This window comes from Pseudomonas sp. PLMAX, from assembly GCF_046042685.1.
Lineage (GTDB): Bacteria > Pseudomonadota > Gammaproteobacteria > Pseudomonadales > Pseudomonadaceae > Aquipseudomonas > Aquipseudomonas putida_AE.
Genome location: NZ_CP064949.1, coordinates 5,765,157 through 5,787,583, shown reverse-complemented (window position 1 = coordinate 5,787,583; position 22,427 = coordinate 5,765,157). Strand labels below are relative to the sequence as shown.

Annotated in this window: 12 protein-coding genes, 2 tRNA genes and 2 rRNA genes; 14 read left to right on the top strand and 2 right to left on the bottom strand. The window is 49.1% G+C overall.

Features of this window, described 5'->3' with window-relative positions; all coding sequences use genetic code 11:
* Positions 1–181 precede the first annotated feature (181 nt).
* From DKB71_RS26295 to DKB71_RS26270, 6 genes are all read left to right on the top strand, one after another.
* Positions 182–1,126 carry a CBASS oligonucleotide cyclase gene (locus tag DKB71_RS26295; RefSeq protein WP_408598365.1) on the top strand — a complete coding sequence of 315 codons (945 nt, stop codon included), beginning with the start codon at positions 182–184 and terminating at the stop codon, positions 1,124–1,126.
* Positions 1,123–1,614, top strand: a complete 492-nt coding sequence (locus tag DKB71_RS26290; protein WP_408598363.1) for a hypothetical protein — start codon at positions 1,123–1,125, stop codon at positions 1,612–1,614. The genes DKB71_RS26295 and DKB71_RS26290 overlap by 4 nt, the downstream gene beginning before the upstream one ends.
* Positions 1,611–2,507: an AAA family ATPase gene (locus DKB71_RS26285; protein ID WP_408598361.1), complete on the top strand. Its 897-nt coding sequence runs from the start codon at positions 1,611–1,613 to the stop codon at positions 2,505–2,507. Before DKB71_RS26290 ends, DKB71_RS26285 begins: the two co-directional genes overlap by 4 nt.
* 143 nt (positions 2,508–2,650) lie before the next feature.
* Positions 2,651–3,205, top strand: coding sequence for an exonuclease domain-containing protein (locus DKB71_RS26280; protein ID WP_408598359.1), 555 nt, complete (start codon positions 2,651–2,653; stop codon positions 3,203–3,205).
* 153 nt (positions 3,206–3,358) lie between these two features.
* Positions 3,359–4,525 carry a restriction endonuclease gene (locus DKB71_RS26275; RefSeq protein ID WP_408598357.1) on the top strand — a complete coding sequence of 389 codons (1,167 nt, stop codon included), beginning with the start codon at positions 3,359–3,361 and terminating at the stop codon, positions 4,523–4,525.
* A gap of 485 nt (positions 4,526–5,010) precedes the next feature.
* Complete coding sequence (locus DKB71_RS26270) at positions 5,011–5,637, top strand: hypothetical protein (RefSeq protein ID WP_408598355.1); 627 nt, start codon at positions 5,011–5,013, stop codon at positions 5,635–5,637.
* Between the two features lie 186 nt (positions 5,638–5,823).
* On the opposite strand, the gene DKB71_RS26265 is transcribed toward DKB71_RS26270, so the two are convergent.
* On the bottom strand, positions 5,824–6,867 hold the full coding sequence (locus DKB71_RS26265; protein ID WP_408598353.1) for a hypothetical protein: 1,044 nt from the start codon (positions 6,865–6,867) through the stop codon (positions 5,824–5,826).
* Between the two features lie 168 nt (positions 6,868–7,035).
* A complete protein-coding gene (locus DKB71_RS26260; RefSeq protein WP_408598351.1) occupies positions 7,036–7,578 on the bottom strand; it encodes a hypothetical protein in 543 nt (180 codons plus the stop codon).
* A 407-nt stretch (positions 7,579–7,985) separates the two neighbouring features.
* Between DKB71_RS26260 and DKB71_RS26255 the strand changes: the two genes are divergently transcribed.
* From DKB71_RS26255 to DKB71_RS26220, 8 genes are all read left to right on the top strand, one after another.
* Positions 7,986–9,242, top strand: a complete 1,257-nt coding sequence (locus DKB71_RS26255) for a DUF4427 domain-containing protein (protein WP_408598349.1) — start codon at positions 7,986–7,988, stop codon at positions 9,240–9,242.
* Positions 9,243–9,698: 456 nt separating this feature from the next.
* Positions 9,699–11,084 (top strand): tyrosine-type recombinase/integrase, encoded by a 1,386-nt coding sequence (locus DKB71_RS26250; RefSeq protein WP_408598347.1) that lies wholly within the window; start codon positions 9,699–9,701, stop codon positions 11,082–11,084.
* The gene (locus DKB71_RS26245; RefSeq protein WP_408598346.1) at positions 11,084–14,410 is read left to right on the top strand and encodes a hypothetical protein; all 3,327 of its coding nucleotides are present in this window, start codon (positions 11,084–11,086) and stop codon (positions 14,408–14,410) included. The genes DKB71_RS26250 and DKB71_RS26245 overlap by 1 nt, the downstream gene beginning before the upstream one ends.
* Before the next feature lie 9 nt (positions 14,411–14,419).
* Entirely contained in the window at positions 14,420–15,022 is a 603-nt protein-coding gene (locus DKB71_RS26240) for a hypothetical protein (RefSeq protein ID WP_408598344.1), read from the top strand.
* A gap of 2,345 nt (positions 15,023–17,367) precedes the next feature.
* Positions 17,368–18,904, top strand: a 16S ribosomal RNA gene (locus tag DKB71_RS26235).
* 121 nt (positions 18,905–19,025) lie between these two features.
* Positions 19,026–19,102 (top strand) — tRNA-Ile (locus DKB71_RS26230).
* Between the two features lie 10 nt (positions 19,103–19,112).
* A tRNA-Ala gene (locus DKB71_RS26225) sits at positions 19,113–19,188 on the top strand.
* Positions 19,189–19,423: 235 nt separating this feature from the next.
* Positions 19,424–22,317 (top strand): 23S ribosomal RNA (locus tag DKB71_RS26220).
* The 16S and 23S rRNA genes sit together here with 2 tRNA genes alongside, the layout of an rRNA operon.
* The last annotated feature ends 110 nt before the right edge of the window (positions 22,318–22,427 follow it).

The following is a 22,427-nucleotide window of genomic DNA, read 5'->3' as shown; positions in this document are numbered from 1 at the left end:
GGCGCAATTTCCTCTTGGGGTCTTCAGACAGTAAGGGGGAGGGGATGACCTGCAGCGAGCCGTAAGGGCGATTGGGGCCTGATGCTCGAATCGTCGCGCCATCTCATCCGTCGGCATGTGGTGTAGCTGCTGGTAGGGAGGCTGTTGCGACTAACACAACATTTCAAGGAGGGGATGGCACATGCCACTCACCAACACTCAAATCAAGTATTACGACAGTAACGTGCTGCGCCTGCCGAAGGACAAGCGGGAGACCTACAACGCCCAGGTCGACCGCCTGATCGCAGCGTTGAAGGATAGCCTGAAGAAGCAGGACAAAATCACCATCAAGAAGGTGGTGAAGGCCGGCTCTTTCGCCAAGCACACTATCCTGCGGCCCAATGCTCAGAACCCCGCCGACGTCGACGTGGTTTTCTACATCAGCGGCCAGAAGGTGGATGAAGAGACTTTCGCGACCCTCAGCCAGAAAATCTACGACGCGCTGATCAACCTGTATCCGAACAAATCTGTTGAAGACTTCGAAATCCAGCGCAAGGCAGCGAAGGTCACCTTCGTGGGTACCGGGCTGGAGGTTGATATTGTTCCGGTCATCGAGAACCCGAACAAGGAAGGCTACGGCTGGCAGTTCGACCGGATTGACGGCTCGAAGACTGAAACCTGCGCACCGTGCCAAGTGAACTTCGTGAAGGTTCGGAAGAATGAAGATCCGGACTTCCGCACCTTGGTGCGCTTGGCCAAGCGTTGGCGTACCTGGAAAGAAGTGCCACTCAAGTCCTTCCACATTGAGCTGATCATGGCCCACGTGCTTGAAGTGAATGGCAAGACTGGCTCGCTGGAGAAGCGCTTCCGGGACTTCCTGCTGTACATCGTGCAGTCCGGGCTCAAGGAAGTCATCAAGTTTCCTGAGAATGGCTGGGTGCCTCAGTTCAAGGATACGGTAGTGATCATTGATCCTGTATGCGACACGAACAACGTCGCGAGCCGCATCACCGAGGATGAGCGCAAGGAAATCGTTCAGCTTGCCGAGGAATCGTGGGAAACCGCCCACTTCGCCTCGATCGAGGATGACTTCGAAGTGTGGAAGGAGTTGTTCGGTAAGGGCTTCAAGGTGGAGGACGCAGCATGAGTTATACCGCCACCCAAACCAGCACCTACACCACCACTGACATTGAGGCGGTTGCACGGCGGGTGACTGCTGACCTCTTGATGATCGCTTCGAGCAGTGGCGCTGTCACCGAAGCAGAAGCGCGTGAGTGGGGGCACGACATTGAGGTTCTCGCAAAGCATGGGTACCTCAATTATGTCGATCTCACGTTGCTGAGCCATGGTGTCGAGCATAAGGCAGTCCGGTTCTACGTAAACGAGTCTGGGTCTCTGGCCAATCAGCGGCCTGGTAATGCGCTCTGGCCAAAGCTCCCTAGCCCACGGCTGCGGATAGTTCTGTCTACAACCGACGCCTACGATGCGAGAGCTAAGGAAAAAATGGCCGGCAAAATGAAAGGCGGCTGGACGACTAACTTCGAAGATATCTCTCACTCCCAGCTCAATCAGAGCGGCGGGCGTGAGTACTCCAGCAACGGCTACGGTATGGAACGGAAGGATTACGCCCGATGAACAACAACACTGTATTTGACTCGGCGATTGAGTTGCCGGACACCCATCTGACTGATCGTGAGGGAGTGTTGCTCGGGTTTGCGGGTCGCTATGAGCGTGTCCAAAACCAGCTTCAGCTCCTGCTGAATCAGGGCCAGTTGTCCGAGTGGAGCAAAGTGCACCATAAAATTGTGCTGCCGATCTGTAACCTGGTAGCCGACCAGTATCCTTTGGTGATCTTCCATGGCGACGTCGGCACCGGGAAAACTGCGACAGCGGAGTGCATCGCCAACCGCATTGTTCGTGATTCTCGCGCTGAAGATTCAGTTTTATTCAAGCTGAGCAACCGTGTTCGTGGCTCCGGTAAGGTCGGCGAGATGGGCACCCTCTTGACCCAGGCTTTCGCTGAAGTTGTCGAAGCAGCGGGTAAGAAGCGTAGGGCGATTCTCATCATTGATGAAGGCGATTCGATCGCAGCCTCTCGCTCGCAAAGCCAGAGTCACCACGAAGATAAGGTGGCTGTGAACACCTTGATCCAGGGCGTTGATGAACTGCGCAAATATGGTGGCCGGATCGTGGTGATTTTGTGCACCAACCGGCTTTCCGTTTTGGACGCAGCACTTCGCCGTCGTGCAGCCATCGTTGAAGAGTTCACCCGTCCCGATGTAGCTGAGCGGAAAGAGCTGTTCAGCATGGATCTGGCAGGCATGGAGCTTACGGACAAGCAACTGACCGAATTGGCGACTGTCACTGGGGAGCGCAACGGTCAGCCAGTGTGGACTTATTCCGATATCCGGACTCGCTTGTATCCCACCGCGATGGCGAAGGCCTTCCCGGATCGGCCACTGAGCTTTAAGGATCTGACCGACTCGATTCTGTCGATGCGGCCATCTCCGGTCATGGAAGATAAGTAAGCGGTCTGGTCTGTCATGGTTCGGTGGGAAAGGGAGGCCTATATCTTTCCTCACCGACCTTCGTTTCCGATCTTTTCAAGCGTTTCGATGACTAGCATCTAACGCGGCGCTGCCTGCCAGGCAGCTGCTCAACCGGAGTAGTTATGAAATCCGATAAAGAAATTTTCGTCTCTGTAGACATTGAGGCATCAGGCCCAATTCCTGGTAAGTACAGCATGCTGTCTATCGGCGCATGTTTAACCTCAAATCCAGCAGAGCAGTTTTCATGCTACCTGAAGCCTATTTCGGATGAGTTTATACCAGCAGCTCTGGAGGTCACGGGGTTGTGCTTGGATAAATTGCGGGAAGAGGGCCTCGAACCTAGTGAGGCAATGACGCAGTTCAAGTCATGGGTTAATTCACTAGCTGATGCCGGCCAGACGGTTGTGTTCGTAGGGTTCAACGCGTCGTTCGATTGGAGCTTTGTGAACTACTACTTCCACCAATTTCTTGGTGAGAACCCTTTCGGTATAGCGGCACTAGACATCAAGTCTATGTACTTCGGTACCGCTCAACTCACTTGGAAATCTACTCGGTCGAGTGAGATTGAGAAAGTTGTGAATCCTGAAAGTTCTGGCAATCACGATGCCTTGGACGACGCCGTCTACCAAGCGGAATTGTTCAATCTAATTCGGGAAAAGCTGGTGAATCGTCCCTAATTTCCTATCAGGCTTTTAGGGGTACAGCTGTATTCCTGGGTGGCGGTGTGGGTGCCGGAGGCATGCCCGTGGACGCGATAGTGGCGCTAAGCTATTGTCGCTTGCACGATTACGCGCAAAGCCGCGTGTTGACTTAAAAAAGGATTGCGCGCGATGATTTACCAATGCAATGGATGCAACAGAACAACTTTCGAGACAGCGTGCCCTTGGTGCATGGGCTCTCAGGTTTCGCCATCATCAGAACTCACTTTACGACACCTCACCCCGCTGGATCCCTCGTTCTACCCAGATTTCCAGTACCGGTCTAAAGGCCTGATTCAAGACTTCTTCGGTAAAAAGAAGGAGCAAGCCCAGCTCAACGATCTTCTGAACAACGTGTTGAGAAAATACGCGGAGCTGAAGCAGCCATACTTCACAAACTTCATTCACACCACTCGTGAGAGCGCAGGCAGCAGCGAAGACGCAGGCGTGCCCGGGCCGCGATTGGATGGTGTGTATAGCGAGAGAGAGCTGTTCAGGGAGGTTTTGATTCGCAAGGGCTTTGATGAGCTGGAAGGTTTACCATCTCTCTTAGATAAGTTGCTGCAGACCACTGCGTTCAACTCGGTTTACCTGGGCTTCTCAAGAGAACTGACCCGCCACATTCGGGCAGATCTGGCCGACACTTTACGTTCCTGGATTGAAGAGGCCGGTACAACGTTCAGGTCTGACTTGGCCTTGTTCTATTACTATCTCTGGGAAAATGACGTTCCATTTCCCAATGTCCAATTCAACCCCCAAGCAGCCTCCACATCTGGCGTACCACTGCTTCCGATACAGGTTTTTCGGAATGGTTTGAGCCTGTGCGAGGAGATTTATTTCGATATCCTCGTCGAGCGGCTGGGATCACAACTCGAGCATTTCAATCCGAACCAATTCATCACCATGTACCTGGTGGATGCAATGGACGGCTTCCAGTTCGAAGCCTTCCTGGTCGAGATCTTTCAGACCATTGGCTATGACGTAAAAGAAACCAAGAAAACTGCTGACCAAGGCGCCGATCTTTTCGTTAGCCGCTTCGGCAAAAACATGGTGATCCAGGTAAAGAATTATGCCGGGTCAGTGGGTAACGCAGCTGTCCAGCAAGCCATTTCAGCCAAGGCCTTCTACGGATGCGACGAGGCCATGGTGGTTACCAACTCATACTACACGAAGTCTGCAAAGGAATTGGCCAGCACTGCTGGTGTGCGGCTGATCGACCGGGATGGTCTTCAGAGCTACCTGGATGATTACAATCAGAAACTCATCGAAATCTTCCAGGCCGAGGAAGAAAGTAACTAGAGTTGCCGTTATAAGTGCGCCGTAGAAATGATCATTTCCCAAACGGTGACAGAACGGTTGGTGAGCGCGATCCCTGTGGGCCGACTTGATGGCTAATTTGCCAGTCAGGATCGGCCGGATACCTCTCTAGCAGGTAGCCACAACAGTTGCGCACGGGGTTCGTGATCTCGTGTTCGCGCCAGCCCACTCGGTGAGCAGTGCTTAGTCAGCTTGTTCGCCCTGACGACGCTCAGTGGAGACGACAGTCTGGTAACCCCATTGGTTATGTACGAGGTCTTCCCTACAGCGGTCATCATCACCGTGTACCTTATGTACCGCTATAGCCGGCAGATTGCCGATCTCGTCCAGTCCATCTCTCTTTAGAAATCTCGTCCGAGATGTGGCTGCCCGCCAACATGATTCGCCTAGTGCTTTTTTGTAAAAGCATTTATTGCGTTTTTTGGTTTGTCGTGTGATGCTTTTCGTCGTCTGAAAAGGAGTCACCCATGAGCGACATCATTTCCCTGATTGAAAACGCTGCTAAGACCAAGAACGACTTGGCTTCCGCGTCGATTCGCATGCCCAGGGAGCTTTACTCTTTCATTGAAGGCCTGGCTGACCAGCTCGATCTGAGCCGTCAGGAGACTATGCTCAAGCTGCTTGAAAAGGGCGTTGAGCTAGCGAAGGTCGCACTGAAGCTGGACGACGAGGTAGAAGCAGCTGCAGAAATCGATTCCCTGCCGGCGTCGAGCTTTCACATCCTCAATACGAACAAACGCCATTCCATCGAGGATCATGAGCGCATGCTAAGCGAAGGCAGCGCCTCTGCGTTTTATGCGCCTTGGAAGCTCAACATTGATCGGATCAAACAGGGCGACGTCGTTTTCCTGTATGAGAACGGCAAGGGCATCGTCGCTTACGGAAAAGGCACTGGCGTGACCAAGAAGCGCATGCACCACGGTCGTATTGACGAGTGTCACTTCCAGGAGCTTCAAGGCTTCAAGCGTCTGGAAAAGCCGATCTCGGCGGCGGAGATCAAGAAGACTGTTCAGAAGAACGTGGTGCTCCTCCGGACGATGTCCCCTATGCCGGAAGGTCAGCTGCTGTTGGATCTGATAAAGAAGCGCGGGTAACGCGTGGGCGAGCTCAGAAAGCAAAAAACCGCCAAATAGGCGGTTTTCTGTGAGACGTTTTCTTCTGCAGTATATGCCCTAAGGCCGTCGCGAGGTTCCGGTACTGCTCCAGTATTCCCCGCCAGTGATGAAAATGTTATCGCCAGCGAATCACTATGTCAAACAGATTGGCTGTTCGGCTTCCGATTAGGCGATCATTTTCTCGGCCGTTTCCTCGGTAGCGATCGCGTCATAAAGCTGTCTCAAATCACCGACTGCTGCCTCGAGTTGATCTTCGCCCATTGCTTTTCCCCAGTCCTGGGCGACCTCTTTGTACAGTAGCAGCTCGTTCCGCTCGGCCTCAAGGGCGGCGATACGGGCGTTCGCCGCTTCCAAATCGGTTGCCACGGTAGTGAGCGCTTGGAGCTGATCACGCGTCTCGGTCAGCCTCGTTTTGGTCTGCTGGTAATCCGTGACGCCGATGCTGTGTAGGAGAGAATTCTTCAGCAGGGCTTTTTCCGCCTCAGTAAGACGCAACGTGTAGTGAGTGTTACGGCCTCGACGGGGCTGCCCACGTACCTGATACTCGGTGACTGGCGGAAGGATACGGTTGACGGATACCGGCTCCACCATTTGGCAGACTGCCCAGCTGTCCTTACCGCTACTCCCCCATGCCGGCAGCAGATCTAAGGTCGCACGCGAAAGCTGGAAAGACGTTTTGTCAGAGCTGCCTGGATCATTAGAGGTAACCGGAACAACCTGGCAAACACCCCTGTTAGCCTTAACTACGATCGCCAGGCGGCGCTTGTGCATCTCGCCCTTTTGCAGCGTGTCGCAGTAGCGCTTGTTCGTACGAAGCACACCGTCTTCGCGGCCGACGGTCTGGATGAACCCGTAGTCGACCTCAACCACCGTACCAGGCTGAACCACCTTGTTCAGTGAGCTACGGGTCTTCGTCAGCGTCTGCTGAAGGTACTCCTCGCCCACCGTGCCGAAAATCGTGCTGAGAGTCACCGTAAATTCGACAGGAACAACGCCAGGAGCCGTGAGCTGCTCGACGCCTTCTACATACCAGCGGTAGTTAGCAACGCCGGTGAATTTCTTGATGCAGAACACTTTGTAGTCACCGCTCCCAGGCATAAGCGCCTCAGAGATCGAGCTATACGTCTCTTTGCCCAAGAGAGACACACTGATTGCATCTGTAGCGCGGTCTTTTACCTGCTCTAGATACCTGATGACGATCGTGTCCATGCGATTCCTTGGTGCGGGCGGTGGGTTTGAGGGGTGCAAATATGCCATAACTCAGCGGCCTCCGTAGCTACAGACCAGACTGCCCAGGCTGAGCTGGGGCACGAGGTGCCGGTACGTGGGGGGAGGCGGCATCGGTCAGCCCGCTGTACCGCACATTGAGGCCCTTGATCAGGTAGCGGTTAGTCCGGTCAAAGTCCAGCCGTCGTAGCCGCCTTGGTCGCCAGAGCGGAACGTAATCAGGTTCATCTCTATGAGCAATGTGATCGCCGGGCTCACCTCATGACGCCCTACGCCCGTGTAATCAGAGATTTTGTCGTAGCTGATCACCGTCAAGCCGTCGTCCCTCGGGAAATCACTGTGACGCATCGCTAGCAGTAGGACGTAGATCTTGAGCGCTTGCAGCGTGATGCGCTTGTTGAAGCCAAAAGCCTTGAGCTTCACCAGCGTCGTCTCTGGGTTATCAGTCGACTGGTCTTTTTTCGGCCCACGGCCATGGTAGAGCCAGCTTTTCGGGATCTTGGCGAAGCCCTCATCCTCAAGCCAGCGTTCGACGTAGATCAGCGAGCCACCCCTCGGCTGCCCAGTATCACGGCGGATGTACCCGCCGTCTTCGAGTACCATAGCGATCATGCAAAGCACATACGCCATCGTCTGGTAGAGGCGAGCCAGCGGCACGAAGGATGGTTTCCTAATGGGCATAGTGACAGGCATATTCGCATGCCTCCGGGATTGGCTATTGATATATGTGGAAAGTTCCAAGATTAAGAATCTGAGTTTTTTATTAATAAAATAATATTTAGAATGTTGTTTTTAAGTGGAGATTTATTTTCAGTGGGGTGTTTGATTTTTTATAACTGATTGTATTTTTATGGTTTATTCAGTGTTTGTGAGTTGTTGAGATTTATGTATTTTGATTTTTTAACTTCGATTACTTTGTCAATATATAGCTAATCATTGATTTTAAAGAGAAAAATTGATTTTTTTTGCAAAAAAAACTTGCCCTGAGTGCGGGCTTGGTCTAGCTTTTTTGTTGTCGGTAGTGTCTCTGTGGCTACGCCTTAACAAACCTTTTTCTCATAGGGGCGGGTAGGCTCGCTTGCGAATAATTGGAGAGTGAAATGCCAGGCCAAAACAATGCCCATCAAGGCTCTCGAATTGCCCATTATTTTCGAGATGTTGATTTGTCTAGCAATTCGTGTCCGCGATTCGTACCAGAAAGCTTTTCCACAAACTGTTGGGCAGAGGACGAATGGTCAGCACGTTTCCTGCTCAGGGTCGCCATACGCTTTCATCATATTTGGGCCACCTTTGGCATCCGGAACGGGTATGAGACGATCCATGGGACTCAGCCAGCCGTTTGCTTCTCAAACTTTAGCGTTGCCGACCTGGTTGCGGTTCGAGAAGGTGTAGAAGGAGTCAACAAGGCCGTCACTCAGTATGCGATCACCTTCCCCATGTGCTCAGCGGAGCGAGAGGGCGCAGAGCAGGTAGTGCAAGGAGGTGACCTGCGAGCATTCTTACAGAAGAGCAATCCTGGAGTCGCTGTAACTCAGGAGGACGTCCTTCGGAATGAGTTTCGCTACGTCGTCTGTCAGTTGGATATGTTCAACGACCAAGCAATGCCCTCGGAGTGGCGATGGCCATACACCCGGAATTATCACCACGCGATAACTAAGATGGAAGATAACGGCTGCCTTGGGGATAAGCTGCCAGGATTGGAGCTCACGCAGAAGAGGTGGTCAGGGATCGGGATAGTCGTAGCCACTCAGGCGGACGCCCGCAGGCTCCAGTATGACATTTTGTCCCTGATCGACCAGCAAATAGTATCGGAAAGCCACTTTGATCACCTTCTGGTCTGCGAGCGTCTGCCAGCGACTTTGGATGGGCTCTCTGAGGTCGCCAAGAAATCTGCGGTTCAGGCAGCCTACTTTGACTTCAAATCCTGCATGGTCGTCTCCGATGAAGCTGCTGTCGAAGCTCTTGAAGACTTCTCGGCTCGAGTATCTAAACTTGAGTTATCCACCTCGAAAACAGTGACACGTGAATGCGGTGGCTGTTGGATTTACTTTGAAGACAATACCCATCCATACGTTCGGGCTCTCATCAAGGTTGGCCGGGTGGTGGTCAATAAGCTGGGGCGATATATCGGTACCTTAGATGAGCTAGATCGTCGGAGGGATCTACGAGAGCGCCAGGAGATCGTCAAAGTCCTCTGTGAGCAACTACAACTGAAACATGGTGTGGCCTGCAGCTATTTCAGTGTGCTCAACTCTTGGCGCCCCGACGACTTGCCAAACTTTTGCGGACGACCCTGGAGCGGATTTTATCGAATCACTGAGGAGAACGATGATGAGGGGGAGGATGATGAGGTTTGAAGTGGCGCTGGGATGTTGAGATATAGGAGCGGTAAGCCCAAGAGCCCGATGTTTCCTAAAGTGAGGGTGGCAAGCGTACTCTTACGCTGACTGTATAATCCCCATAATCTACCGGTGGAAGGTCGAAATCACCTCTTCCTGCACTTACTAGGCCTACGCAGAGGGCAATGTAGTAATCGCCGGATGCGGCCCAGCGGGCTTGGTTCTGTTGTTGATGTTTAAATGAATATGTATTGGATGGATTAGTTGTTTTGCAGGTTATCCTGCATCGATACGCTTTTCTCGCACTTGGCTATTTCTATACCCACTGCCTTGCTTGAAAGAAAATTTCCTTTTTAGGAAATATGGAAGAGTCGATATTTTTCTTTGATATAAGTTATTTTAAAATTTGAATTCTTTTTCTTAAGTATTAGAAGCATGTGATGAATTAATGAGCTTGGTAAGGAGGTAAGGAAAATGCTACGCAATTTCATATCTATAAGAAGTTTATACAGGGGGAAAGATATCGTTGAGTTATATTTTCTCAGGTCTGGATCGGTGGGTGCGCAGTTTATTTTCTTTGACGTGTTTTGCAAGTATTTAGTTGATTCTAATTATAGTGGCAATACAATTGGTGACTACATATATCGAGTGATAACTTTTCTCGATTATATTTTTACAGGGCTAAAAATTATAGGCGCGAGCGAACTGTCGGTGAAAACTCTGTACCTTTGTTATGGAGACTATCTGATCTATGGAGGTAAATCCACGACAAGCATAGTAGTCAAAATTAATGATAAAAAATGCTCCCCCATGGTTAGCCGAGATAGTGCTATTGCCTATCACGATGCTGTAAAAATACTTGTGGATGAAGCAGCCAGGCAGAAATTGAAGTTTGCTGAGTATTCAGAATCTGGTATCGAAGTCGAGGATAAGAGTCAGCATGAAGTAGTTGTATGGTTAAGTAGTTTGGTCGAATTGAAAACAATCGGGGTAAAAAAAGCTCCTGTTATAGATACGGGGAATTTTAGTGAAAAGCTGAAAAATAAAGCGAGCTTGACTGCTCATATGGGTGTTAAGTCTAGTGTGATTATTCCTCCAAAATTTTTCCCGATGGAATGTATTAGCGAACTCATAGATACAGCAGGTTGTCACCGTGATGCAGCCCTATGGTCACTGCTTGCAGGAGTTGGAATAAGAGAGTCAGAAGCTGATCAGATACTGCAGGCGGATATTGACTTTGGCCGGCGGACTGTACTAGCTGTTGATCCAAAATCTAGAGAGAGATCTAGCTACGTTGGATTGTCAGAAAGAGAAGTAAAAAAATTAGAGTGGAAAGGTAGAAATACTCCTTTGACAGTATTTCTCGAGCCTTATGGAAGATTGTTCTTTGAACATTTAGAACAATATCAAAAGCATGAGGCAAAAGCAGGTGTACCTCATGATTTTGTATTTCAGTCCGATTCCGGTAAACCACTTTTCTTGTCGGATTATTGTTCTGGGATTTATAGGCCATTTGTCAGGGCGGCGAAGATAATATGTAAGAGGTATGGTGTTGATTATTCAAGTTTGGCTCCTCACAGTTTGCGACACAGCTATATCTATTTTATGAAAAACTATGTAGAGCACGCTTCAGGGATAGGCTTAGATGATTTTGAGTTGATGGCTCTTACAGGCCATTCAAGTGTTGATGCATTACGCGTATACGCTGTAACCGATTATGAGAAGTTGCTTGAAAAAATATACTTCGCAAATATCTCTCGGAGAAATAATAGTCCGGAATCAGAGCTTGGGTTGAGAATAAAGTATTTAGAGGATCGCTTGGCTGATTTTCGCGCTAGCTTTGATCGGAGAAAATCCTAATGATAAACAAAACTGGGGGGGTGATTTTTCTGAAAGTAGGGCAAGAGCTTGCTATGCTTTTTGATAAGTGTTTATCAAAAGCAATTGAGATCTGTGTTAACTGCACCGCCCCCAACGTAAAACGACGTACGTGTTTCAAAACCGCAGCGGAGGATATGAAGTGCTGTTTAGGTAAGGGGCGGAACATAAAAGAGGTAATGGAATTATGGTTGTTGTTTTGTTCACGCGTCGCAGAGAAAGAGGGAATTAAATTTCCTTTGATTGAAGGTTTTGAAGTCAGCAATCGACTAGCAGGGATTGGTCATGTTAGAGCCAGACGAGTTTTGTTGAAGTTATTTTTTATTTTGATGCATAAATATAAGGCAGTCCTATTGCCTGTGGAATTTTCTCCCCCGCTTGCAGGGTGGTTAGAAGACTATGCTGCGGCCAACGGTGGGTTATATAGTCCGATGATAGAGCGATTCCAAATACTACGAAGTCAGACACTTAGCTACCAGCATCGTTCTGACTCATTTAAAAATAGCAATAACAGGTTGTTTCAGACTGGGCGACGATTGATTTTAGCATCAACCTGGTACTCCCCTGAATGCATAAATTGTGCGGATCTTGACGAGTGGATTATCTTTCAAGCGGTAAAGCACAAAGAAACCGGCTCAGCTAGGCTTCCCATTCAGGCCATCTTAAATAGTTTAATGAGCTTCTTTCCTAATGGGATTTCTGAGGATGTAAGGAACTGGAAAGACTCAGATCATCTATTGCTCAAGGAAAGATTGCGAATCAACGATCTGATCAAGGTTGTAGAGGGCGCAATTATTGAGTGCAAGGATCCTCTTTCTGTAGTGAGAAAAATTGTATCCGATAATAAGGTATCTGATTCTTTATTTTTCTTTGATAATATTTCTGTGTTGAGTATCGAAGCTATTTCCGGCTTGGTAAATCCTGCAATTGATATTGCGCTGGCAATCAAGTGTTGGTCGGAAGCTTTTGATTTCTTTCTACTTCACAAAGGACTCGAGAATAGTAAGGCTTATCAGACAACATTTGGTAGGCTGAATTTGTATTTGTTTATATATTTGCCTCTTTGGATGAAGGCAAATCCCGCAACAAATTTTTTGTACCCTGGCGCGCCGAACCTATTTAGAGGGTTTGTGCACTATCGATGCGAGTTGAGAGGTAATGAGCATCGGGCTCTTTCACTTATTGAGTTTTATGACGAAATGAGGTGGCCTAAATCATACGCCATGCTTAACCCGCTTAGGGTTTTTTTTAAGGTGATGATCGCTCTGCCGATGATGCCTGGTTGTGACAGTATAGTTCAGCCTATTTACTGGCTTCCGAAAAGCAAATCATATTCCCGAGTGGTAAAACAAATTTTTCCAGGGGAGCAATTGTTGTTGTTTGTTGATTTTTTATATGCCATAGAGTCAATATCCGGCTGGGCTGCTATGAATGAGATGGTTTTTCGAAAAGAGTTTGAATGCGCAAAAAAAGAAAATCGTTTATTTAGTTTCTCTAATGTTGGCTATATCCCTTTTTTACTAGTTGATGATCGGTTTAGGCCTATTGAATATGTTCATCCAATGATGTTCATATTTTTTGATCATGGCGGTAGGTCGTATTTTAATCCAGGAGCTACGAGATTCAGTATTTTTATGCTGGAAGTTGGTGTTAGAGCTCAAACCGCTCAATGGCTTTGCTCAACAACTTATAATTTGGTCGCCTACATGGGGTCAAAGCATCCACTTCAGTTGGTTAGCCTTTGGTTAAATACGGATAAAATATCTAAAGTTCCATTAGTTGTCATAACCGTTATGCAAATGCTGTGGTTGCTTGATGCGCAAGTTGAGTGGCGCGACGAACTAAAGTGTTTAGGGGTTTCGGGATTTGGCAAAAAAGTTTTCTATGAACGAAATCCTAAATCGAAATGGGGCTTGATTTCGCCTATATTTGCGCATGACCCCCGAACAGGTGCACCCTTCTCTGATTATACGTATTATGAGTTTTGGGCCTATCAATGTTTAAGCTTTCAGAGTTGGGTTAAGTATCTGGGCGTAACGATGCCAAATATTGTTGCGTATTTGCCTCTAAAGAAAAATGGAGGTTTTTTTACATGGGATGAATTCTTACTAGGGGTTGCTGATTCTGATGTTAAGGTCATAAAGGGCGCGGCGAACGCAAAAGTTTACGTCGGGGATTATTGCCCAATTTCCTTTCGTTGTAAGGTCACACCGCATGGTGCGAGGGCCTCATTTGTCACCTCTATGAGTGTTGCTCTTTGTCCCGAGGCTATGGTGTTGTTGACTGGGCAAACAGCTGGAACTGTTCGAAAATATAACAAGGGAGATTACTTGTTAAGACGAAAAATTCAAGGAGCATTCAATGGAAAAGATGCGCTCGGGGCACTTGCTGGCGGCACAAAAAATATTAGCCTTGGCAAGATGCTGGATGATATTCGTAAAGAGCTTTTATCCAATGAGCCACTCGAACTACAGCATTATGGTTTATTGTCACCAAGTTTTGGCTCTCTGGATGGTGGCAAGAGTTTCACGCCTGACATTATTGCATCTGATGCTAATTCGAATATAAAATCGTGCTTTAGTCACATTTGCACAAAGGGTTTTATTTGCCCGCCGGAAATTTTGAAGGCTTTTAACGGTACTAAAATTTGTCCGGCATGCCCGTATGCATTGTTTTCGATATTTCACCTGCCAGAGGTGTCAGCAGCTAGACAGAAGGCAGTTGAAGATTTTTGTAGTTTGTCTGATGCATTAGAAAAGCGTCGGATGAATAGTGGTTTCACTACTGAAGATTTAGATTCATTAATCCTACATCTAAATCAACAAGCCAAGCTTGCTGTGGCCTGGCTCGCTCTAGAAGAGTCGCTTTGGGCTCAAGTCCAAATCATTCGTAAGGATGCAGAAAAACAGTCTGATTTGATTGCGATAGATCGCAGGATAGCGTTAGAGCAAATTGAACGCTATGAGGTAGCTGTGGATTCACCTGAGTTCTTTTTTAGTCGATTGGCAGAAGTTTGTATGTACGAGGACTCCTCGAGTGTTGAGTTTCAATATAAAATTGAAAAGGCTACAAGGTTGCTTTTAGTCCAAGATAAAAAGCTCTTGGAAGCCGCTTTGATGCCCGCGCAATATTCGACCGCCACGAGGCTAGCATCCATGCTTAGAGCGAGGATAGGCTTTACCGATTTCGATGTTGAGGAGTTTGTTTCACTAATCAATATGGGGCAAGACGAATGGCGATTGCATTTTGAGGTATCACACGAAGGTAGTATTGAAATTATTAATGCAAATAAAAATGAAAGGGATTAGGGGGGTAGCATGAATGATCCATCCTCTTGGAAAACTGCTTCTTTAAGTGAAAGGTGTGACACGATAGAAACAATACTTGCTAGCTATCGTCGTAGAAAGCTTAAATTTGAGAAAATTACTTATTTGGCTAGATCTGTTGCTGAGGATATTACAGCAGTTGAGCAACAAAATATGCAGGCTCTTAACCCGTTGAGCCGTGTCCATTTGTCTAGGCGCTGTCATTCGTCAACTTTGTTGCGTTCTAAAGTATATAGGTCATATTTAGATAGCTGGTTTGGCGCTGAATTGGATGCGAAGCATGAGCGTGAGGTCGAGAGAAAATTACGTTTTGAGTTGCTAGTGTTGTCGAATAAGTATGATGTGTTAGAGAGGAAATATCTGGAGCTCATGGTGCTCTCAGAGTCCGAAGAGACTTCTGATAGTCAAAATTCAAAGGCTCTTTATGAGTCTGAGGCAGGTTTTATGATAGTTGATAGTCTCCTAAAGCATTTTAGGAATTTTTATATTGTGGAGAATGGTACTCTGGTCGAGCCGAGTGCGATGAGACCTGTAATTGTTAATGGTTCATTATATTCCTCATATTTAAAGTGGCGCTCCAAGCTTATATCTTGAAAAAAACGGACGTGCTATACGTTGGCAAAGGCACCCGATAAATTACGAAATGCTCGCTATAAGTTAAAATATTGAGGTCGCTCAGTGTCATTTTTCTACCTCGCACCTGACTGGTTCGCGCTGTAAGCAATAACTTGTTCTAAGGCCATAGCGAAGGTTGCAATCAGTTGAGTAGAGATCTGAATTCCCCCGAATTTTTAGACACGCCTAAGCATATTGCATAGTGCATTTGGCTGACTGTTGAAGCCGTGTTGACGTATTCGATAATATAGCATTTTGATGTAATCGAGCACACCGCGAGCATTTCGACGCAAGGTGTAGATTTCCGCATGATCTTTTTTCGCGCTCGTAACTAGAAAAAACCTTGTCACGGTGTTGTCATGATAGTTTCCTTGGCTGCAAATATTGGCAATAAAGTCGTACGACTTAAGAAAGCTGCACCGGTAGGAGTTGCTTAACTGGCTATCTTGATCAGAGCGAATCACTACCTCTTGCTTCGGTTTGCGCTTCTAGATCGCTATAAGTAGCGTATCGGTAGCCAACTCGGTGGTCACTTGCAACGTAATTGACCAAACCACGATTCGCGTTAAAGCAAATCGAGCATCACAGCCAAGTATCGTCAGGCTCTATACGTTCGGATATAGGTGATGTCGGTGAAGCAAACCTTGCTCGGTTCAGCCAAATCGTACTGCCGCTCAGTAAATTCGTTGAGGCCAAGGCAGATTTACCGCCATGCTTTCCTGGGGGATGCCGATGCCCCGTCTGAGACTGCAACCCTTTGATGCGTATCAGTCTGGCAGCTTCATGCTGACCGCAGCTCTCTCAACGCTCGTAGGTTGTCGCATATTTTGCGCTACCCGAATACTCCGTCACTTTCCAGCCGGGTAAGCTTGATGAGGCCGACTGGCTGACGGTCGTCCTTCCTACGCGCAGATTTTGGTTCTGCCAAACAGCCGTAGTAGCCAATAGGATGTACTTTAAAGGTCAGACACGGCCGTCGGATGGAGCATTCCGCAGCAACTGGCTGATGAAGGCGTACTTCAGCGACACTCCCTAGCAAAATACGTGGCGGCTTGTTTGGGATATTTTGCTCTTCAGTGACCCGCTAGGGCTTGGTTAGCGCAGCTCAGCCTGCTGATCATTGTTTTGCAGCCGCTGTTGCTGAAGCTTGCTGTAGTGGTTGATTCAGTCTTAGCTGCACACTCACATGCCCAGCGGCCACTCCGGCAACGATAGGATTGCGCTCAGTCATTTACTTGACCGAGTCGAGGTGAATTCTTCGGGTCAAAGCATGGCAACACATGGCACCTCACATATGAGTCCCCGAGACATCTACGAACCCAGAGGCAACCCAAATGACGATGATGAACGCTCCTGGCGCACGGAAATTTTCTCTCACCGCCGCAGCGTCGGATGGTAGTTAGCTCATCCTGACTGGGTAGCAGCCTTGCTTGTAGGTTTTCGATCCGAAATTGGCGCTTTTCTAAGCTGGGGCCAAGGTTTTTTTCCAATGCGCACCTAGGTGCACGCTTTAGGTTGTCCTCTCGTTTGAAAAAAACTCGGGTAAACAGGCGTTTGGCGGCTTGAATGATGCGTCTGTCACTATGGGGTGCCAGATACCAGTTCGAACCTGCCCTGGGACACCACATACATCCAGCCTTCAGCAGTTCATGATTCGCTCACCCAGCCTTTGTGCGTCCAGGTGGGGGGGGGGCAGACGAATTGCTTCAGGTATAAAGAGCCCTGCTCAGATAGGTATCTGGCAGGGCTTTTTCATATGGGTGATTGCCTGGAGCCCTCTTCTATATAGAAGGGGCGGTTATTTCCCGTTTCAAATGCATTTTTGATAGAAATAGTAAATCAGTGGTTGACGGCAGATTCTGGAAGCCTATAATTCGCCCCACTTCCGGCGCAGTCGAAACGGAAAACTCCTTGGTAAACAACGAGTTACGTAGTTTTGACAGCAGGTTGCTTCAGTTCATCGAGGCGCGAAGGAAGTTGAAAAAGAGGTGTTGACAGCAGCGTGTAACGCTGTAGAATTCGCCTCCCGCTGATGAGAGATCTGAAGCGCAAGTGGTTGAAGTTGTTAAGGATTCCTTGAAAACTTCTGAAAAATACCGCTTGACAGCAAATGAGGCTGCTGTAGAATGCGCGCCTCGGTTGAGACGAAAGATCTTAACCAACCGCTCTTTAACAACTGAATCAAGCAATTCGTGTGGGTGCTTGTGGGGTCAGACTGCTAGTCAACAGATTATCAGCATCACAAGTTACTCCGCGAGAAATCAAAGATGTAACCAACGATTGCTGAGCCAAGTTTAGGGTTTTCTCAAAACCCAAAGATGTTTGAACTGAAGAGTTTGATCATGGCTCAGATTGAACGCTGGCGGCAGGCCTAACACATGCAAGTCGAGCGGATGAAGAGAGCTTGCTCTCTGATTCAGCGGCGGACGGGTGAGTAATGCCTAGGAATCTGCCTGGTAGTGGGGGACAACGTCTCGAAAGGGACGCTAATACCGCATACGTCCTACGGGAGAAAGCAGGGGACCTTCGGGCCTTGCGCTATCAGATGAGCCTAGGTCGGATTAGCTAGTTGGTGAGGTAATGGCTCACCAAGGCGACGATCCGTAACTGGTCTGAGAGGATGATCAGTCACACTGGAACTGAGACACGGTCCAGACTCCTACGGGAGGCAGCAGTGGGGAATATTGGACAATGGGCGAAAGCCTGATCCAGCCATGCCGCGTGTGTGAAGAAGGTCTTCGGATTGTAAAGCACTTTAAGTTGGGAGGAAGGGCAGTAAATTAATACTTTGCTGTTTTGACGTTACCGACAGAATAAGCACCGGCTAACTCTGTGCCAGCAGCCGCGGTAATACAGAGGGTGCAAGCGTTAATCGGAATTACTGGGCGTAAAGCGCGCGTAGGTGGTTTGTTAAGTTGGATGTGAAAGCCCCGGGCTCAACCTGGGAACTGCATTCAAAACTGACAAGCTAGAGTATGGTAGAGGGTGGTGGAATTTCCTGTGTAGCGGTGAAATGCGTAGATATAGGAAGGAACACCAGTGGCGAAGGCGACCACCTGGACTGATACTGACACTGAGGTGCGAAAGCGTGGGGAGCAAACAGGATTAGATACCCTGGTAGTCCACGCCGTAAACGATGTCAACTAGCCGTTGGGAGCCTTGAGCTCTTAGTGGCGCAGCTAACGCATTAAGTTGACCGCCTGGGGAGTACGGCCGCAAGGTTAAAACTCAAATGAATTGACGGGGGCCCGCACAAGCGGTGGAGCATGTGGTTTAATTCGAAGCAACGCGAAGAACCTTACCAGGCCTTGACATCCAATGAACTTTCCAGAGATGGATTGGTGCCTTCGGGAACATTGAGACAGGTGCTGCATGGCTGTCGTCAGCTCGTGTCGTGAGATGTTGGGTTAAGTCCCGTAACGAGCGCAACCCTTGTCCTTAGTTACCAGCACGTAATGGTGGGCACTCTAAGGAGACTGCCGGTGACAAACCGGAGGAAGGTGGGGATGACGTCAAGTCATCATGGCCCTTACGGCCTGGGCTACACACGTGCTACAATGGTCGGTACAGAGGGTTGCCAAGCCGCGAGGTGGAGCTAATCCCATAAAACCGATCGTAGTCCGGATCGCAGTCTGCAACTCGACTGCGTGAAGTCGGAATCGCTAGTAATCGCGAATCAGAATGTCGCGGTGAATACGTTCCCGGGCCTTGTACACACCGCCCGTCACACCATGGGAGTGGGTTGCACCAGAAGTAGCTAGTCTAACCTTCGGGAGGACGGTTACCACGGTGTGATTCATGACTGGGGTGAAGTCGTAACAAGGTAGCCGTAGGGGAACCTGCGGCTGGATCACCTCCTTAATCGACGACTCAGCTGCTCCATGAGCTCCCACACGAATTGCTTGATTCATTGAAGAAGACGATAGAAGCAGCTTTAAGCTCCAAGCTGATAGCTCTTAGCTAATCAGTTGCGCTCGAAATTGGGTCTGTAGCTCAGTTGGTTAGAGCGCACCCCTGATAAGGGTGAGGTCGGCAGTTCGAATCTGCCCAGACCCACCAATTTTGTTATGGGGCCATAGCTCAGCTGGGAGAGCGCCTGCCTTGCACGCAGGAGGTCAACGGTTCGATCCCGTTTGGCTCCACCATAACTGCTTCTGCTGTTAGAGTTTAGAAATGAATATTCTGAAGTGAATATTGATTTCTAGTCTTTGATTAGATCGTTCTTTAAAAATTTGGGTATGTGATAGAAAGATAGACTGAACGTTACTTTCACTGGTAACGGATCAGGCTAAGGTAAAATTTGTGAGTTGCTCTTAGAGCACAATCGAATTTTCGGCGAATGTCGTCTTCATAGTATAACCAGATTGCTTGGGGTTATATGGTCAAGTGAAGAAGCGCATACGGTGGATGCCTTGGCAGTCAGAGGCGATGAAAGACGTGGTAGCCTGCGAAAAGCTTCGGGGAGTCGGCAAACAGACTTTGATCCGGAGATGTCTGAATGGGGGAACCCAGCCATCATAAGATGGTTATCTTGTACTGAATACATAGGTGCAAGAGGCGAACCAGGGGAACTGAAACATCTAAGTACCCTGAGGAAAAGAAATCAACCGAGATTCCCTTAGTAGTGGCGAGCGAACGGGGACTAGCCCTTAAGTGGCTTTGAGATTAGCGGAACGCTCTGGAAAGTGCGGCCATAGTGGGTGATAGCCCTGTACGCGAAAATCTCTTAGTCATGAAATCGAGTAGGACGGAGCACGAGAAACTTTGTCTGAATATGGGGGGACCATCCTCCAAGGCTAAATACTACTGACTGACCGATAGTGAACTAGTACCGTGAGGGAAAGGCGAAAAGAACCCCGGAGAGGGGAGTGAAATAGATCCTGAAACCGTATGCGTACAAGCAGTGGGAGCAGACTTTGTTCTGTGACTGCGTACCTTTTGTATAATGGGTCAGCGACTTATTTTCAGTGGCGAGCTTAACCGAATAGGGGAGGCGTAGCGAAAGCGAGTCTTAATAGGGCGTCTAGTCGCTGGGAATAGACCCGAAACCGGGCGATCTATCCATGGGCAGGTTGAAGGTTAGGTAACACTGACTGGAGGACCGAACCGACTACCGTTGAAAAGTTAGCGGATGACCTGTGGATCGGAGTGAAAGGCTAATCAAGCTCGGAGATAGCTGGTTCTCCTCGAAAGCTATTTAGGTAGCGCCTCATGTATCACTGTAGGGGGTAGAGCACTGTTTCGGCTAGGGGGTCATCCCGACTTACCAAACCGATGCAAACTCCGAATACCTACAAGTGCCGAGCATGGGAGACACACGGCGGGTGCTAACGTCCGTCGTGAAAAGGGAAACAACCCAGACCGTCAGCTAAGGTCCCAAAGTTATGGTTAAGTGGGAAACGATGTGGGAAGGCTTAGACAGCTAGGAGGTTGGCTTAGAAGCAGCCACCCTTTAAAGAAAGCGTAATAGCTCACTAGTCGAGTCGGCCTGCGCGGAAGATGTAACGGGGCTCAAACCATACACCGAAGCTACGGGTATCATCTTCGGATGATGCGGTAGAGGAGCGTTCTGTAAGCCTGTGAAGGTGAGTTGAGAAGCTTGCTGGAGGTATCAGAAGTGCGAATGCTGACATGAGTAACGACAATGGGTGTGAAAAACACCCACGCCGAAAGACCAAGGTTTCCTGCGCAACGTTAATCGACGCAGGGTTAGTCGGTCCCTAAGGCGAGGCTGAAAAGCGTAGTCGATGGAAAACAGGTTAATATTCCTGTACTTCTGGTTATTGCGATGGAGGGACGGAGAAGGCTAGGCCAGCTTGGCGTTGGTTGTCCAAGTTTAAGGTGGTAGGCTGGAATCTTAGGTAAATCCGGGATTTCAAGGCCGAGAGCTGATGACGAGTGTTCTTTTAGAACACGAAGTGGTTGATGCCATGCTTCCAAGAAAAGCTTCTAAGCTTCAGGTAACCAGGAACCGTACCCCAAACCGACACAGGTGGTTGGGTAGAGAATACCAAGGCGCTTGAGAGAACTCGGGTGAAGGAACTAGGCAAAATGGCACCGTAACTTCGGGAGAAGGTGCGCCGGTGAGGGTGAAGCACTTGCTGCGTAAGCCCACGCCGGTCGAAGATACCAGGCCGCTGCGACTGTTTATTAAAAACACAGCACTCTGCAAACACGAAAGTGGACGTATAGGGTGTGACGCCTGCCCGGTGCCGGAAGGTTAATTGATGGGGTTAGCTAACGCGAAGCTCTTGATCGAAGCCCCGGTAAACGGCGGCCGTAACTATAACGGTCCTAAGGTAGCGAAATTCCTTGTCGGGTAAGTTCCGACCTGCACGAATGGCGTAACGATGGCGGCGCTGTCTCCACCCGAGACTCAGTGAAATTGAAATCGCTGTGAAGATGCAGTGTATCCGCGGCTAGACGGAAAGACCCCGTGAACCTTTACTATAGCTTTGCACTGGACTTTGAATTTGCTTGTGTAGGATAGGTGGGAGGCTTTGAAGCGTGGACGCCAGTTCGCGTGGAGCCATCCTTGAAATACCACCCTGGCAACTTTGAGGTTCTAACTCAGGTCCGTTATCCGGATCGAGGACAGTGTATGGTGGGTAGTTTGACTGGGGCGGTCTCCTCCTAAAGAGTAACGGAGGAGTACGAAGGTGCGCTCAGACCGGTCGGAAATCGGTCGTAGAGTATAAAGGCAAAAGCGCGCTTGACTGCGAGACAGACACGTCGAGCAGGTACGAAAGTAGGTCTTAGTGATCCGGTGGTTCTGTATGGAAGGGCCATCGCTCAACGGATAAAAGGTACTCCGGGGATAACAGGCTGATACCGCCCAAGAGTTCATATCGACGGCGGTGTTTGGCACCTCGATGTCGGCTCATCACATCCTGGGGCTGAAGCCGGTCCCAAGGGTATGGCTGTTCGCCATTTAAAGTGGTACGCGAGCTGGGTTTAGAACGTCGTGAGACAGTTCGGTCCCTATCTGCCGTGGACGTTTGAGATTTGAGAGGGGCTGCTCCTAGTACGAGAGGACCGGAGTGGACGAACCTCTGGTGTTCCGGTTGTCACGCCAGTGGCATTGCCGGGTAGCTATGTTCGGAATAGATAACCGCTGAAAGCATCTAAGCGGGAAACTAGCCTCAAGATGAGATCTCACTGGGACCTTGAGTCCCCTGAAGGGCCGTCGAAGACTACGACGTTGATAGGTTGGGTGTGTAAGCGCTGTGAGGCGTTGAGCTAACCAATACTAATTGCCCGTGAGGCTTGACCATATAACACCCAAGCAATTTGCGAACTCGAGAGAGGCCAGATTGCGGTGTGTGAAGACGAAAGAACCGAAAGTTCGAGATACTCACAAAACACCAGCTGTCACATACCCAAT

What these genes read in the sequence shown, in the direction of transcription:
- DKB71_RS26275 (WP_408598357.1), top strand. Translation starts at nt 3,359, where the DNA reads ATGATTTACCAATGCAATGGATGCAACAGAACAACTTTCGAGACAGCG.
- DKB71_RS26285 (WP_408598361.1), top strand. Translation starts at nt 1,611, where the DNA reads ATGAACAACAACACTGTATTTGACTCGGCGATTGAGTTGCCGGACACC.
- DKB71_RS26265 (WP_408598353.1), bottom strand. Translation starts at nt 6,867, where the DNA reads ATGGACACGATCGTCATCAGGTATCTAGAGCAGGTAAAAGACCGCGCT.
- DKB71_RS26245 (WP_408598346.1), top strand. Translation starts at nt 11,084, where the DNA reads ATGATAAACAAAACTGGGGGGGTGATTTTTCTGAAAGTAGGGCAAGAG.
- DKB71_RS26280 (WP_408598359.1), top strand. Translation starts at nt 2,651, where the DNA reads ATGAAATCCGATAAAGAAATTTTCGTCTCTGTAGACATTGAGGCATCA.
- DKB71_RS26250 (WP_408598347.1), top strand. Translation starts at nt 9,699, where the DNA reads ATGCTACGCAATTTCATATCTATAAGAAGTTTATACAGGGGGAAAGAT.
- DKB71_RS26255 (WP_408598349.1), top strand. Translation starts at nt 7,986, where the DNA reads ATGCCAGGCCAAAACAATGCCCATCAAGGCTCTCGAATTGCCCATTAT.
- DKB71_RS26270 (WP_408598355.1), top strand. Translation starts at nt 5,011, where the DNA reads ATGAGCGACATCATTTCCCTGATTGAAAACGCTGCTAAGACCAAGAAC.
- DKB71_RS26295 (WP_408598365.1), top strand. Translation starts at nt 182, where the DNA reads ATGCCACTCACCAACACTCAAATCAAGTATTACGACAGTAACGTGCTG.
- DKB71_RS26260 (WP_408598351.1), bottom strand. Translation starts at nt 7,578, where the DNA reads ATGCCTGTCACTATGCCCATTAGGAAACCATCCTTCGTGCCGCTGGCT.
- DKB71_RS26240 (WP_408598344.1), top strand. Translation starts at nt 14,420, where the DNA reads ATGAATGATCCATCCTCTTGGAAAACTGCTTCTTTAAGTGAAAGGTGT.
- DKB71_RS26290 (WP_408598363.1), top strand. Translation starts at nt 1,123, where the DNA reads ATGAGTTATACCGCCACCCAAACCAGCACCTACACCACCACTGACATT.